The 13,473-nt window shown below is 74.3% G+C and carries 12 protein-coding genes and 1 pseudogene; 9 read left to right on the top strand and 4 right to left on the bottom strand.

From position 1 onward, the window contains the following. Positions 1-7: 7 nt before the first annotated feature. Both LIV37_RS21460 and LIV37_RS21455 read right to left on the bottom strand, forming a co-directional pair. Positions 8-850 (bottom strand): annotated as a pseudogene (locus LIV37_RS21460) (transcriptional regulator); the annotation flags it as partial. 369 nt (positions 851-1,219) lie between these two features. Further along, positions 1,220-2,683 carry a bifunctional ADP-dependent NAD(P)H-hydrate dehydratase/NAD(P)H-hydrate epimerase gene (locus LIV37_RS21455; protein WP_020869215.1) on the bottom strand — a complete coding sequence of 488 codons (1,464 nt, stop codon included), beginning with the start codon at positions 2,681-2,683 and terminating at the stop codon, positions 1,220-1,222. Positions 2,684-2,804: 121 nt separating this feature from the next. Here LIV37_RS21455 and alr point away from each other — a divergent pair, with 121 nt between their 5' ends. The 4 genes from alr to LIV37_RS21435 all read left to right on the top strand — a co-directional run bounded on the left by alr (position 2,805) and on the right by LIV37_RS21435 (position 6,252). Then, complete coding sequence (gene alr / locus LIV37_RS21450) at positions 2,805-3,959, top strand: alanine racemase (protein ID WP_020869214.1); 1,155 nt, start codon at positions 2,805-2,807, stop codon at positions 3,957-3,959. Positions 3,960-3,961: 2 nt separating this feature from the next. Then, a complete protein-coding gene (locus tag LIV37_RS21445) occupies positions 3,962-5,185 on the top strand; it encodes an alpha/beta fold hydrolase (protein ID WP_020869213.1) in 1,224 nt (407 codons plus the stop codon). A 104-nt stretch (positions 5,186-5,289) separates the two neighbouring features. Further along, on the top strand, positions 5,290-5,808 hold the full coding sequence (gene tsaE, locus LIV37_RS21440) for a tRNA (adenosine(37)-N6)-threonylcarbamoyltransferase complex ATPase subunit type 1 TsaE (RefSeq protein ID WP_020869212.1): 519 nt from the start codon (positions 5,290-5,292) through the stop codon (positions 5,806-5,808). Positions 5,809-6,051: 243 nt separating this feature from the next. Then, entirely contained in the window at positions 6,052-6,252 is a 201-nt protein-coding gene (locus LIV37_RS21435; RefSeq protein ID WP_020869211.1) for a hypothetical protein, read from the top strand. Between the two features lie 71 nt (positions 6,253-6,323). Here LIV37_RS21435 and LIV37_RS21430 read toward each other — a convergent pair whose 3' ends face one another. Continuing rightward, positions 6,324-6,863, bottom strand: coding sequence for a hypothetical protein (locus LIV37_RS21430; protein WP_020869210.1), 540 nt, complete (start codon positions 6,861-6,863; stop codon positions 6,324-6,326). Positions 6,864-7,128: 265 nt separating this feature from the next. Here LIV37_RS21430 and tsaB point away from each other — a divergent pair, with 265 nt between their 5' ends. The 4 genes from tsaB to LIV37_RS21410 are packed head-to-tail and all read left to right on the top strand — an operon-like array spanning position 7,129 to position 9,806. Continuing rightward, entirely contained in the window at positions 7,129-7,797 is a 669-nt protein-coding gene (gene tsaB / locus LIV37_RS21425) for a tRNA (adenosine(37)-N6)-threonylcarbamoyltransferase complex dimerization subunit type 1 TsaB (RefSeq protein WP_020869209.1), read from the top strand. Positions 7,798-7,829: 32 nt separating this feature from the next. Next, positions 7,830-8,435, top strand: a complete 606-nt coding sequence (gene rimI, locus LIV37_RS21420; RefSeq protein ID WP_121825346.1) for a ribosomal protein S18-alanine N-acetyltransferase — start codon at positions 7,830-7,832, stop codon at positions 8,433-8,435. After that, a complete protein-coding gene (tsaD, locus tag LIV37_RS21415; protein ID WP_020869207.1) occupies positions 8,428-9,546 on the top strand; it encodes a tRNA (adenosine(37)-N6)-threonylcarbamoyltransferase complex transferase subunit TsaD in 1,119 nt (372 codons plus the stop codon). Before rimI ends, tsaD begins: the two co-directional genes overlap by 8 nt. Further along, positions 9,543-9,806 (top strand): hypothetical protein, encoded by a 264-nt coding sequence (locus LIV37_RS21410; RefSeq protein WP_020869206.1) that lies wholly within the window; start codon positions 9,543-9,545, stop codon positions 9,804-9,806. Before tsaD ends, LIV37_RS21410 begins: the two co-directional genes overlap by 4 nt. A gap of 435 nt (positions 9,807-10,241) precedes the next feature. Here the strand turns inward: LIV37_RS21410 and LIV37_RS21405 are convergent, their stop codons facing one another. Further along, a complete protein-coding gene (locus LIV37_RS21405) occupies positions 10,242-12,347 on the bottom strand; it encodes an AfsR/SARP family transcriptional regulator (RefSeq protein ID WP_121824660.1) in 2,106 nt (701 codons plus the stop codon). Positions 12,348-12,526: 179 nt separating this feature from the next. On the opposite strand from LIV37_RS21405, the gene LIV37_RS21400 reads away from it, so the two are divergent. Continuing rightward, positions 12,527-13,426: an alpha/beta fold hydrolase gene (locus LIV37_RS21400; RefSeq protein ID WP_020869205.1), complete on the top strand. Its 900-nt coding sequence runs from the start codon at positions 12,527-12,529 to the stop codon at positions 13,424-13,426. Positions 13,427-13,473 lie beyond the last annotated feature (47 nt).

Genomic DNA, 13,473 nt, shown 5'->3' with positions numbered 1-13,473 from the left:
CCTTTCGTCAGTTCACGCTCAGTGCCTTGATCTCGGCATCCAACTCGGCAACCCGCACATCGCGAGCGAGGGAGCCGAAGTCCATACGCAGGGCCTGGAGTCTACGAGCGACGTAACCGGAGGAAGATTCACGTGCCAGGTGGATCGCCTCGCGGGCATAGACGACAACCTGCTCCGGGTCCTTGCGCTTGACGCCGATGGCGGCCAGATTCGCGAGCACGGCACCTCGGCGCCGAAAGGACTGGCCCTCTGCCAGGGCACCTTGCCGAAGGGCGCTCTGAAGCACCTGTTCAGCGAGGTCGAGTCGACCCAGCTGGACATACCGAGCGCCGCGCTCCTCCGCGAGCCGGGAGCCATCAAAGCGGAGCCATCCGCCGTTCTGTGCCGATCCGGTCATGTCCGCGACCTTCTCGGCCTGCTCGAGTGCACTTTCGCACGCGGTCAGATCTCCCAGCCCCGCGAACGCCTCAGCCTGTACCGCAGCGACCCAATGTCGTGTCGACAGGCAACTGTCCCCTCGGCGAGCGATGCGCTCAGCGACCGACAAGATGCCCGCGGCCTCCCGGTAGCGACGCTCGTACACGTCGACGTACGCATGCCGAATGAGAGCGCAAGCCCAGAGATCGAACGACCCTGCCTCCTTACCGGCTGACGCGGCGAGCGTGTACGAAGCCGCTGCATCGGTATACCGGTTGCCGTCGAAAGCCAGCTCACCGGCAAGCTGGAAGAGGTCCGCCGCAGCGCCGCACAGAGCTTGCCCGTCCTTGCCGTAACGGCCGTCCAGGGCTTCGGCGAGGGCAGCGAGCTGGCCGGAGACGATGGGCTGCACAGTCCCTTTGGCGCGGGCGAGTAGGCATGCATGCTGATCGGCCCGGCGCTCGCGTCACCGGGCGACCGGGCACCTGGCCAGGGTCTGGGCCACCGGCGGGTGGCCGCCGACGAGGCGGGAGGGGGTGGGGTCGGAGGGGTGGTGTCCTGGACGCTCACGCATATTTGTGGCGCCGATCTCCGGCCCACGCAAGCCCCCGGTCAATGGCGCCGTAAATGTGCGGTCCAGGGCGCCGCCCCGCAGGCCCCGCCCCCGGCACCCACCACGAACAGCGGGCACACCACCCACGCACCCGCACCAGTACCCGCACCGGCACCACCCACGCATCCCCGGCGCACCGTCCACGCACCCGCACCCAGCGGACCAACGCACCCGCACCCATCGCACCCCTCAGGCCAGCACGTCCCGCCACGTGTCCGTCAGCGCCGTCGACACGTCGTACGCCGCGATGGGTGCGCCGTGCGGGGCCGTGGTGCGGCGGGCGGCCAGGCCGTGGAGGTAGGCGCCGGCCGAGGCCGCGTCGCGGGCGGGGAGGCCTGTGGCGAGCAGGGAGCCGATCAGGCCGGACAGCACATCGCCGCTGCCCGCCGTGGCCAGCCAGCCGACGCCGGTGGGGTTGACGCGTACCGGCTGGTGCTCGGCGGCGATCAGCGTGGTCGACCCCTTCAGCAGTACCGTCGCGCCGTAGCGCTCGGACAGCGCCCTTACGGCGGCCAGCCGGCCCGCCTCGACCTCCTCGCGGCTCACGCCGAGCAGCGCCGCCGCCTCGCCCGCATGCGGGGTGAGGACCGTGGCCGCCTCGCGTTTGCGCAGGTCGCTGCCGGTGGGCAGCAGGTGGAGCCCATCGGCGTCGACCAGGACCGGGACATCGGAGGCGAGGACGTCCTCCAGGGAGTGCCGGGCCGCCGCGCCGTCGCCGAGGCCGGGGCCGACGACCCACGACTGGACCCGGCCTGCCTTGGCCGGGGGCCCGGAGTGGACGAGGGTCTCGGGGAAGCGTGCGATGACGGTGTCGGCCCCGGGGCCGACGTAGCGCACGGCCCCGGCGCCGCCCCGCAGCGCGCCCGAGACGGCCAGCACGGCCGCGCCCGGGTAGCGGGCGGAGCCCGCGACGACGCCCACCACACCGCGCCGGTACTTGTCGCTCTCCGCCGACGGCCGGGGCAGCAGCGCCGCCACGTCCTCGTGCTGCAGCGCCTCCACGTCGGGGTCGGCCGGGAGGTGGGCGTCCAGGCCGATGTCGACCAGCCGCAGGGCGCCCGCGTGGGTGCGGGCGGGGTCGATGAGCAGCCCCGGCTTGTACGTGCCGAAGGTGATCGTGGCGTCCGCGCGTACGGCGGAGCCGCGCACCTCGCCGGTGTCGGCGTCGACCCCGCTGGGCAGGTCCACGGCGACGACGATCCCGCGCACCGCCCGGACCAGCCGCTCCGCGTCGGGCCGCAGCCCGCCCTTGCCGCCGATGCCGACGATGCCGTCGACGACGAGATCGGCGCGCGCGACGGCCGCCTCGGCGGTACCGTTCGCCTCGCTTCCGCCGCCAACGGCGACCACTCGTCCGCCCGCCGCCCGCAGAGCGGCGAGGCCGCCCCCGTGGGCCCGGTCGGGGTTGAGCAGTACCGCCGTGACGCCCGCGCCTCGGCGGGCCAGGCGGGCGCCCGCGTAGAGCGCGTCGCCGCCGTTGTCGCCGCTGCCGACGAGCAGGGCCACCCGGGAGCCGTACACCCGGCCCAGCAGATCGGCGCACGCGGCCGCGAGTCCTGCCGCCGCGCGCTGCATGAGCGCTCCTTCGGGCAGCCGTGCCATCAGTTCGCGCTCGGCGGCCCGTACGGTCTCGACGCTGTAGGCAATCCTCATGCCCATAGTCTCCCGAACTGAGGGCACTCCTTGCGTGGAAGCGAGGCACTCCGTGCGCAGAAGCGCAGAAGCGCAGAAGCGCACACTCCGGTCGGGGGACGGGCCTGAGAGACTGACGGAGATGGACGAGACACCGATGCGCGCCCGTGCCGTGGTCGATCTGGCCGCCCTACGGGCCAACGTGAGGGCGCTGCGCGCCGCGGCACCCACGGCCGAGCTGATGACCGTGGTCAAGTCGGACGCCTATGGCCACGGCATGGTCCCGTGCGCGCGCGCCGCCCGCGCGGCGGGCGCGGACTGGCTGGGCGCGGCCACGCCCGAGGAGGCGTTCGCGCTGCGGGCGGCGGGGGACACGGGCCGGCTGATGTGCTGGCTGTGGACGCCCGGCGGCCCCTGGCGGCGGGCCATCGAGGCGGACATCGACGTCTCGGCCAGCGGGCTGTGGGCGCTGCGCGAGGCCGTCGCCGCGGCCCGCGCGTGCGGGCGTACCGCGCGGCTGCACCTGAAGGCGGACACCGGGCTCGGCCGCAATGGCTGCCAGCCCGCCGACTGGCCCGCCCTGGTCGCCGAGGCGCGCGCCGCCGAGGCGGAAGGGGCCATCCGGGTGACGGGGCTGTGGTCCCACTTCGCGTGCGCGGACGAGCCGGGCCATCCGTCCATCGCGGCGCAGCTGTCGGTCTTCCGCGAGGTGATCGCCCACGCCGAACAGGCGGGGCTGCGGCCGGAGGTGCGTCACATCGCCAACTCACCGGCGACCCTGACCGTGCCCGATTCCCACTTCGACCTCGTCCGGACCGGCATCTCCACCTACGGCATCTGCCCGAGCCCCGAACTCGGCACGTCCGCCGACTTCGGGCTGCGCCCGGTGATGACGCTGTCCGCCGCGCTCGCCTCCGTGAAGCGGGTGCCGGGCGGTCACGGCGTCTCCTACGGGCACCGCTATGTGACCCCCGGCGAGACGACCCTCGCGCTGGTGCCCGTCGGCTACGGGGACGGCATCCCGCGCCATGCCTCGGGCACCGGCCCGGTACTGGTCGCGGGAAAGTGGCGGACCATCGCGGGCACGGTCGCCATGGACCAGTTCGTCGTGGATCTGGGCGGCGACACCGCCGCCCCGGGGGACGAGGCGGTGCTGTTCGGTCCGGGGGACCGGGGCGAGCCGACCGTCGAGGACTGGGCGCGGGCCGTGGGCTCGATCGGCTACGAGATCGTGACCAGGATCTCGGCCCGTATTCCCCGCGTTTATGTAGATGAGGACGGGGGCACAGGGAACTGACCATGGGCGACGAGACCACGGCCGTCAGCACGGCAGAGATGGCGACACGAGTCGCGGCGGGGGCCACAGCCGTGAGCTGGCGCCGGGGCGCCGGATTCGCGGGTGCCGCGATCGGTGTGTTGGCGGCGGGGGCGGCGGCGGGCGTCGCGCTCGAGCGGCTGACGGTCGGCCGGGGCGTACGGCGCAAGGCGCGGCTCGCCCTGGACGCCGAGGGCCCGTACGGCACGCTGCGCGGCACCCCGGGGACGGCGGTCGCCGACGACGGCACCGAGCTCTACTACGAGGTCGAGGAGATGCGGGAGAACGCCGCCGCGCCCTCGCCCCGGCGCAAGCGGCGGTTCGGGCGCCGCGCCCCCGCCCCCGTCACCATGATCTTCAGTCATGGCTACTGCCTCGCCCAGGACTCCTGGCACTTCCAGCGCTCCGCGCTGCGCGAGGTGGTCCGCACCGTCTACTGGGACCAGCGCTGCCACGGCCGCTCGGCGCGCGGCTGCGCCCAGGCGGACGGCGAGGCGATCAGCATCGACCAGCTCGGCCGCGATCTGAAGGCGGTGATCGACGCGACGGCGCCCGAGGGGCCGCTGGTGCTCGTCGGCCACTCCATGGGCGGCATGACGATGATGGCGCTGGCCGCGCAGTACCCCGACCTGATCCGCGAGCGCGTGATCGGCACGGCCTTCATCGGCACCTCGGCGGGCCGTCTTGGCGAGGTCAGCTTCGGCCTCCCGGTGGTCGGGGTGAACGCGGTGCGGCGGGTGCTGCCCGGGCTGCTGAAGGCGCTGGGCTGGCAGGCCGACCTGGTGGAGCGCGGGCGGCGGGCGACCGCGGATCTGTTCGCGGGGCTGATCAAGCGCTATTCGTTCGGCTCGAAGGACGTGGATCCGGGGGTCGCGCGGTTCGCCGAGCGGCTGATCGAGGCCACGCCGATCGATGTGGTCGCGGAGTTCTACCCGGCGTTCATCGCCCACGACAAGGCGGCGGCGCTGCCGCACTTCGACGGCATGCCGCTGCTGGTGCTCGCGGGCGACAAGGACCTCATCACCCCGATGGAACACAGCGAGGCGATCGCGGAGCTGCTTCCCGGCGCTGAGCTGGTGATCCTCGAGGAGGCCGGGCATCTGGTGATCCTCGAGCATCCGGAGGTGGTCAACGGCCATCTGACGGAGTTGCTCATCCGGTCGGTGGACGGGATCGGCGACCGGGCGGGGCGGGGCGTGACGGGCTGACGAGCGGTGCCCCCGCCCGGCCGTTCCGGCGGTCCGGGCGGGGCGTTCGGGGTGGCCGCACGCTGGTCCGCGGCGGGCTTTTCGGGCCCGTACCATCGGCGAGTATGGACGTAGGCACGCGCATCACCGTCACCTCTCCCGACCAGATGCGGGACCTGGGCCGCAGACTCGCCAAGCTGCTGCGCCCCGGCGATCTGGTGCTGCTCACCGGTGAACTCGGCGCGGGCAAGACGACCCTGACGCGGGGCCTCGGCGAGGGCCTCGGCGTCCGGGGCGCCGTTACCTCGCCCACCTTCGTGATCGCCCGGGTGCACCCCTCGCTGGGCGACGGCCCGCCGCTGGTCCATGTCGACGCCTACCGGCTGAACGGCGGCCTCGACGAGATGGAGGACCTGGACCTCGATGTCTCCCTGCCCGATTCGGTGGTGGCCGTGGAGTGGGGCGAGGGCAAGGTCGAGGGGCTGGCGGAGGACCGGCTGCATGTGGTGATCCAGCGGACCGTGGGCAGCGACATGGCCGTCACGGACACGATGGCCGCCGACGTGGACGACGTACGGGACGTGGTGGTGACGGGCGTGGGCACCCGCTGGGCGGCGGAGGACCTGGCGTCGCTCGCGGGGTAGTGCCCTTGGGGGCCGTGCCGCCCTCGCGGGGTAGTGCCCTTGGGGGTTGTGCCGCCGGGCAGCGCTGCCCGGTCAAACGGTCAAGCCGCAGGTAGAGCTCGCGTGCAGATGCCGCGTAGTTTCCGACAAGCCGTCGGCATGCTGTTGCATTCCGGGCATCACCCGTGGTCACATGGTGGGAGAAAGCGTGGGTTAGGTCTACCTAACTCCGCTCGACTGCCCCAGGACCCTCAGGAGGCATCCATGTCGGCCCACGACCCTGTGGCCGGGACCGGCGCCGCGCGCGACGACCGGTCACCGTCGATGTCGGAGCTCCTGGCGGCGTGTGCGGCGGCGAGCGCGGTCTCGACGCCCCCTCGGCCGGCCGAGGAGGAGACCCCGGCCTCCGTCGAGCCCGAGGCGGATGACCCCCAGGCGGATGACGAGGAGCGGGACGCGGCGTAGCCGCACACGGCTGCCTCGGCCGGCCGCGTCATCCGGGTACGTCGGCCAGGTCTGACCCGGGCCGGGGTCCGCTAGGGGACGACGACCACCTTCATGTCGACCTGTGCGAACTCCCACATCGCCGTACCGTCCGCCCGGCTCTCCCGGACGGCCCCGGTCCGCTTGCGCGCGTTCGGGTCCGGCATCGACCCGTCCACCGCCGCGCTGAAACCGAACACGACCCCCCCTTCCGAGTGGAAGACGACGACGTGCTCGACCTGCACTCCGTCCGATCCGACCCCGCCCTTGTTGCGCGAGGTCACCGTGTAGGTCCCCGGCGTGGGGCTGGCCGGGCTCGGGCCCACCTCGAAGGTGCGGCCGGCCCTGCCGTCGGCGCCGACCAGCCAGACCCGCTTGTCGCCGAGGGCGTAGACGACCCGTACGCCGGTGCCGGAGCGGGCGGGAAGGGCGGTGGACTTCTTCTTCGACCCCGCGTCGTCCTTGTCCTTCTTCTTGGACTCGGCGGAGTGCGACCCTGGCCGGGCCTGGGTCGGATGGTCGGGCGCGGTCGCGGCGGCCTGGTAGCCGAGGAACCCGACGACGCCCAGCGCGGCGGCGGTGAGTACGGCCACAGCTGGCCCGGTACTGCTCCTTGGCACGGCGGCTTCCCTCTCCTGCGGTCAGTACGTGCTGACGGCCCGTACGCACTTACGGTGACGGTAGCACCGGCGCCCGCCGCCCGGCCGCGCTCCGGGCGTCCGGTGACCGAGCTGTTCCACCGTCGGTACGAAAGCGCGTACCGAGGCCGGTACGAAAGCCGGTACCGGCTTCGGTTCCAGTACCGGTACCGACGCCGGTACGAAAGAACGACCTCCCGGCGCGCCGTAGGCTGTTCTCGTGCTGTTGCTCGCTCTTGATACCGCCACCCCCGCCGTGACCGTCGCCCTGCACGACGGCTCCGCAGTGATCGCCGAGTCCTCCGACGTGGACGCCCGGCGCCACGGCGAACTCCTGCTGCCCGCCGTCCACCGGACGCTGAAAGCCGCGGGCACCGAGCTGGGCGCGGTGACGGAGATCGTCGTCGGCGTGGGCCCCGGCCCGTACACCGGACTGCGCGTCGGCCTGGTCACCGCGGCCACCTTCGGGTCGGCGCTCGATCTCCCCGTCCACGGGCTGTGCACGCTGGACGGGATCGCGTACGCCGCCGGGCAGGCCGGTCTGGCAGGCCCCTTCGTCGTGGCCACGGACGCGCGGCGCAAGGAGGTCTACTGGGCGCGCTACGACGACGCCCGCACCCGCGTCACCGAGCCCGCCGTCGACCACCCCGCCGAGCTCGCCGAGCGGGTGGCCGGGCTGCCCGCTGTCGGCGCGGGCGCGCTGCTCTACCCGGCGGCCTTCGCCGACGTACCGCCCGGGATGCCGGAGCACCAGTCGGCCGGGGCGCTCGCCGCGCTCGCCGCCGAGAAGCTGGCGCGCGGCGAGGAACTGGCGCCGCCCCGGCCGCTGTATCTGCGCCGCCCCGACGCCAAGGTGCCCGCCAACTACAAGGTGGTCACCCCGAAGTGACCGGCACCGGCACGACCGTGACCCTGCGCGAGATGCGCTGGTGGGACCTGGAACGGGTGATGGAGCTCGAGGAGGAGCTGTTCCCCGAGGACGCCTGGTCGCGGGGGATGTTCTGGTCCGAGCTCGCGCACGCCCGGGGCCGGGACGCCACCCGCCACTATGTGGTGGCGGAGGACGGGCCCCGGCTGGTCGGGTACGCCGGGCTCGCGGCCGTCGACCGCACCGGCGACGTCCAGACCATCGCCGCCGCCCGCGACCAGTGGGGCACCGGCCTCGGCGCCCGCCTCCTCACCGACCTCCTTACGGCCGCCACCGCGTTCGAGTGCCGTGAGGTACTGCTGGAGATGCGGGTGGACAACGCCCGCGCCCAGCGGCTGTACGAGCGCTTCGGCTTCGAACCCATCGGCATACGCAAGGGCTACTACCAGCCCGGCAATGTGGACGCCCTGGTCATGCGGCTGGCCGACCCGGCGACGGCGAGTGCGGTGACGGCGAGCGCCGCGACGACCGCGAACGGCGAGCCCGGCGAGCCCGGCGAGTCCATCGAACCCACGGCGAACACGGCGTCCACCGCGCACACGGCCAACCCCGCGAACCCCGCGACCCCATCAGTACAAGGAACCGAGACCCATGGCTGACGAACCCCTCGTCCTCGGCATCGAGACCTCCTGCGACGAGACCGGCGTCGGCATCGTCCGCGGCCACACCCTCCTCGCTGACGCCGTCGCCTCCAGCGTGGACGAGCACGCCCGCTTCGGGGGGGTGGTCCCGGAGGTCGCCAGCCGCGCCCATCTGGAGGCGATGGTCCCCACGATCCAGCGCGCGCTGAAGGAGGCCGGGGTCGCCGCCTCCGACCTCGACGGCATCGCCGTCACCGCGGGCCCCGGGCTCGCGGGCGCGCTGCTGGTCGGCGTCTCGGCCGCCAAGGCGTACGCCTACGCCCTCGGCAAGCCGCTCTACGGCGTCAACCACCTCGCCTCCCACATCTGCGTCGACCAGCTGGAGCACGGTCCGCTGCCCGAGCCGACGATGGCGCTGCTGGTGAGCGGCGGGCACTCGTCGCTGCTCCTCGCGCCCGACATCACCGCCGACGTCCGCCCGCTCGGCTCGACCATCGACGACGCGGCGGGCGAGGCGTTCGACAAGATCGCCCGGGTGCTGAACCTGGGCTTCCCCGGCGGGCCCGTCATCGACCGCATCGCCCGCGAGGGCGACCCGGACGCGATCGCCTTCCCGCGCGGGCTGACCGGCCCTCGGGACGCCGCGTACGACTTCTCCTTCTCGGGGCTGAAGACCGCCGTCGCCCGCTGGATCGAGGCGAAGCGGGCGGCGGGCGAGGAGGTCCCGATCGCCGATGTCTCGGCCTCCTTCCAGGAGGCGGTCGTGGACGTGCTGACCCGCAAGGCCGTCCGCGCCTGCAAGGACGAGGGCGTGGAGCACCTGATGATCGGCGGCGGCGTCGCCGCCAACTCCCGGCTGCGGGCGATGGCCGAACGCCGCTGCGAGGACGCGGGCCTCACCCTGCGGGTGCCGCGGCCGAAGCTGTGCACGGACAACGGGGCGATGGTCGCGGCGCTCGGCGCGGAGATGGTGGCGCGGGGGCGGTCGGCGTCGGCGTGGGACCTGTCGGCCGACTCGTCCCTCCCGGTGACCGACCCACACGTCCCGGACCCGGACGCGCACTCCCACTCCAACTCCCACTCCCACGACCATGTGCACGAGCTGAGCCGGAAGAACCTGTACGCATGACCGTCGCGTTGATGTGGGAAGCCCGGGCCGTGGCCGGAAAGGGCGAGGAACTCCTGGCCTGGGCCACCCACCAGACCCTCGACCCGCCCCCGCTCCGCCGCGAAACCTTCCGCGCACCCGAGGACCGCGTCCTCGTCATCACGTGGTGGGACGGCGCCTACGACACCCAGGGCCTGCCGGAACTCCCCGAGCCGGGGGAGGACTTGGCGCGGCGTGCGGTTCACCGCTGGCGCTTCGAGGTGGTAGCGAACGGAGGCTAGGGGCGTGCGGCGGATCTTGACGCCCGCGGCGGGCTGCTCCCCTCCCCGCCCCTTCCCGAAACCGGGGCTCCGCCCCAGACCCCGGCCCGGGGGTCCGCCCCAGCCCCCGGGTCGGGGGTCCGCCTCAGGCTCTGGGCCGGGGTTGTGCCTCAGGCTCTGGGCCGGGGGTCCGCCCCAGCCCCCGGGCGGGGGGTCCGCCCCAGATCCCGGGTCGGGGGTCCGCCTCATGCTCTGGGCCGGGGTTGTGCCTCAGGCTCTGGGCCGGGGGTCCGCCTCAGGCTCTGGCCCGGGGCTCCGCCCCAGACCCCGGGCCGGGGCTGCGCCTCAGATCCCGAAACCGGGGCTCCGCCCCAGATCCTGGGGTCCAGGGGCGGAGCCCCTGGTATCGGGAAGGGGCGGGGAGGGGAAAGAGCCGTCCGGCGCGAGGCCGCGGCCTCACCGCAGGGCCTCGGCCAGATCGGCCAGGTGCCGGGAGACCGGGCCCAGGGTGAGCAGACCGCTGCCCGCCCCGGCGAGCTCGGCCGCCGCCGGGGTCAACGCCGCGTGGGCGCGCGCGATCGTCTCCCGGTCGCCGACGGCGATGGCCGCCTGCCCGGTGAGACACCACAGCGCCTCCAGCAGCAGATCGCGGGGCGGCTCCGGGACTTCGCGCAGCGCCGCCGCGGCCTCGGCGCGGCGGTCCTGGGCCAGCAGCACCAGCGGGCGGGCCCAGGGCGCGTACGGCCCCCAGTCGAGGTCCGCGTCGGTCGGGGCGGGGCGCCCCCGCTCCACGCGCAGACAGAGCAGCGCGAGCTGTGGCAGGCCGCGCTCCAGGCCGGGCATCCCGGCGCCGTCCAGCCGCGCGGCGGCGTCCCGGTAGGCCGCCTCGACCGCGGCCTCGTCCGCGACCTCGGCCGCCGCCCGGTCCGTGGCCTCGGCCGCCGCCTGGTCCGCGGTCTCGACCACCGCCTGGTCCGTGGTCTCGGCCACAGCCTCGTCCGCGACCTCGACCACTGCCTCGGCCGCCCGTCCCGTCGCGGCCAGCCGCAGCGCCCGGTACCACGCGGTGAACACCCCCACCAGCGGCCGCTCATGGCGCTCGCCCAGCCGCTCGGCGGCGGCCGCGTGCCGGTCGGCCGCCGCGAAGTCCCCGAGCGCGCCGCGGGCCTGGAGCCGGATGAGATGGCCGAGCACCTCGAAGGCGACCAGCCCGTGCCGCGCCGCGAGGGCGATCAGCTCGGCCCCGGTCGCGTCCCGGCGCGGCGCCAGCCCCGCGCGCTCGAAGCTCTGCATGAAGACGCCGTTCAGCGCGAATGCCAGCAGCCCGGGATCGTCCAGCCGCCGGGCGATCTCCTCGGCCTGCCGAGCCGCCTGCCGCCCCCGCTCGGACCGCCCACCGCGCGACTCGACGGCGATCGTCGCCAGCAGCCGGGCGCGGATCGCGTCATGGCCGACCGGCCCGGAACCGGCCGCGAGCGCGGCCAACGTGCGTTCGGCTGTCCTTACGATCGATGCCGCCTGTTCGGGGTCGTCCAGGCGGGTCCAGATCGCGGGGACGTCGTAGGCGCCGATGACGCGGGCGGTCAGTTCGGGGTCGCCCAGTTCTTCCGCCGCCGCCACGGCCGTCACGCGTTGTCGGCGGGCCGTCAGCAGGCCGCCGCCACCGGTCATCGAGAGGTCGCGGAGCAGGGCGGCCGTCGACTCCAGGCGGGTGCGGGCGCCGGAGGCCACGGCGCGGTCGTACGCGGCGGTCGCGTCCGCCCACACCTGGGCCGCCGCGCCGCCCCGCGCCGCGGCGGGGTCGAGGTGGGGCGCCTGGCCGAGGATGTCCGTCTCCAGGCGGCGCAGCTCCGGGCCGGGGTCCACGCCCAGCTGCTCGACCAGCAGGGAGCGGGCCCGGCGCAGTACCGCCAGCGCGTCGCCCTGGCGTCCGGTGCGGTACAGCGCGAGGGCCAGCGCCCGCCAGGCGCCCTCGCGCCAGGGGTGCTCGGCCAGATGCGCCTCCAGGTCCGGCACCGCCTCGGCGGCCCGGCCCAGCGCCAGCCGGGCCTCCGCCTGCCGCTCGACGGCGTGCAGCCGCAGCTCCGCCAGCCGGGAGCGCTCGCCCCGGGCCCAGCCCTCGTCGGCGAACTCCGCGTACGCGGGTCCGCGCCACCGGCTCAGCGCCTCCTCCAGCCGGGGCAGCGCACCGTCCGGCGGCAGGGTCGCGGCGGCGGCCACGTCCCGTTCGAAGCGCCAGGCGTCCACCGCGTCCGGATCGGCCCGCAGCGCGTACCCGGGGCCCTCGGTGACCAGCAGCCGGGCCGGGGTGCGCGGCGGGCGCTGCGGCTCCAGCGCGCGGCGCAGCGCGGCCACGAACGTACGCACCGCGCCCACCGCGCCCGGTGGCGGCTCCGCCCACAGGTCCTCGATCAGCCGGGAGACGGGTACGACACGGCGGCGGGCGACGATCAGCCGGGCCAGCACCTCGCGGTGCCGTGGACCTTTGAGCGCGATCGCGCGCCCGCCGGCGTCCGCGTCCCAGGCCACCACCGGCCCCAGCACCCCGAAACCGACCCGCATGCGGTCACGGTAGCGCGCTGATCGGATGCTCATCCGCACCCGGGAGGCTGACAGTCACCTGGTCACCTACTGGTTGCCCACGTCATCCGGTCATCCGGTCATCCGGTCGTCCAGTCATCCAGTCCGGTCGCCCGGTATCGTCCGGTCGCCCGGATCCTCCACAGAAAGCGCGCTCACCCATGGCCCCTGTCATTCCCGGCTTCGACTACCGCCGCGTCCCCGTCGCCGACGGCGTGTCCCTGAACGTGGCCGTCGCGGGCTCCGGCAGCCCCGTCGTCCTGCTGCACGGCTTCCCGCAGACCCACCTCATGTGGCGGCACGTGGCCGCCGACCTCGCGGCCGATCACACCGTGATCTGCCCCGATCTGCGCGGCTACGGCGCGAGCGACAAACCGGCGGCCGATGCCGACGGGGAGACCGACGCCGACCCCGCCGCCTACGCCAAGCGCACCATGGCCGCCGACATCGTCGCCCTGGCCCGCGCGCTCGGTCATGACCGCTTCGCGCTGGCCGGTCATGACCGCGGCGCCCTGGTCGCCTTCCGGGCGGGCCTCGACCACCCGGCGACGGTCACCCATCTCGCCTGCCTGGACGTGCTGCCGACCCTCGACATGTGGGACGTGCTGCACGGCACCACCGCCGCCGTCGGCTTCCACCTCTTTCTGATGGCGCAGCCCCCGGGGCTGCCCGAGCGGATGATCGCCGCCTGCCCCGACGACTTCTTCGGCCACTTCCTCGACCTGTGGGTGGGCGACCCGCGGGCCATCCCCGCCGAGGTCCGTACCGCCTATCTGGACGCCTGCCGCGCCGCGGTGCCGTCGATCGTGGCCGACTACCGGGCCTCCGCCGGTGTCGACGTCGAGCACGACCGGGCCGACCGGGACGCCGGGCGCCGGCTGACGATGCCGCTCGCCGTCATCCAGCAGGACTGGGGCGCCGCCCTCGGCTATGACGCGGCGGCGCTCTGGCGCGCCTGGGCCGACGATCTGGAGCACCACACCGTCGGCCACGGCCACTTCATGGCCGAGGAGGCACCCGCCGACATCGCCAAGGCGCTGCGGGAGCTCCTCACCCGCTAGGAGTCCAGGAGTCGTCGTCACATGTCTCGCCCGCACCATGGCGGGGC

The sequence above is a fragment of the Streptomyces rapamycinicus NRRL 5491 genome, from assembly GCF_024298965.1.
Lineage (GTDB): Bacteria > Actinomycetota > Actinomycetes > Streptomycetales > Streptomycetaceae > Streptomyces > Streptomyces rapamycinicus.
This window is presented reverse-complemented; position numbering and strand designations above follow the sequence as displayed.

Coding starts and splice junctions, on each gene's coding strand:
- LIV37_RS21455 (WP_020869215.1), bottom strand. CDS start 2,683: ATGAGGATTGCCTACAGCGTCGAGACCGTACGGGCCGCCGAGCGCGAA.
- alr (WP_020869214.1), top strand. CDS start 2,805: ATGGACGAGACACCGATGCGCGCCCGTGCCGTGGTCGATCTGGCCGCC.
- LIV37_RS21445 (WP_020869213.1), top strand. CDS start 3,962: ATGGGCGACGAGACCACGGCCGTCAGCACGGCAGAGATGGCGACACGA.
- tsaE (WP_020869212.1), top strand. CDS start 5,290: ATGGACGTAGGCACGCGCATCACCGTCACCTCTCCCGACCAGATGCGG.
- LIV37_RS21435 (WP_020869211.1), top strand. CDS start 6,052: ATGTCGGCCCACGACCCTGTGGCCGGGACCGGCGCCGCGCGCGACGAC.
- rimI (WP_121825346.1), top strand. CDS start 7,830: ATGCGCTGGTGGGACCTGGAACGGGTGATGGAGCTCGAGGAGGAGCTG.
- tsaD (WP_020869207.1), top strand. CDS start 8,428: ATGGCTGACGAACCCCTCGTCCTCGGCATCGAGACCTCCTGCGACGAG.
- LIV37_RS21410 (WP_020869206.1), top strand. CDS start 9,543: ATGACCGTCGCGTTGATGTGGGAAGCCCGGGCCGTGGCCGGAAAGGGC.
- LIV37_RS21405 (WP_121824660.1), bottom strand. CDS start 12,347: ATGCGGGTCGGTTTCGGGGTGCTGGGGCCGGTGGTGGCCTGGGACGCG.
- LIV37_RS21400 (WP_020869205.1), top strand. CDS start 12,527: ATGGCCCCTGTCATTCCCGGCTTCGACTACCGCCGCGTCCCCGTCGCC.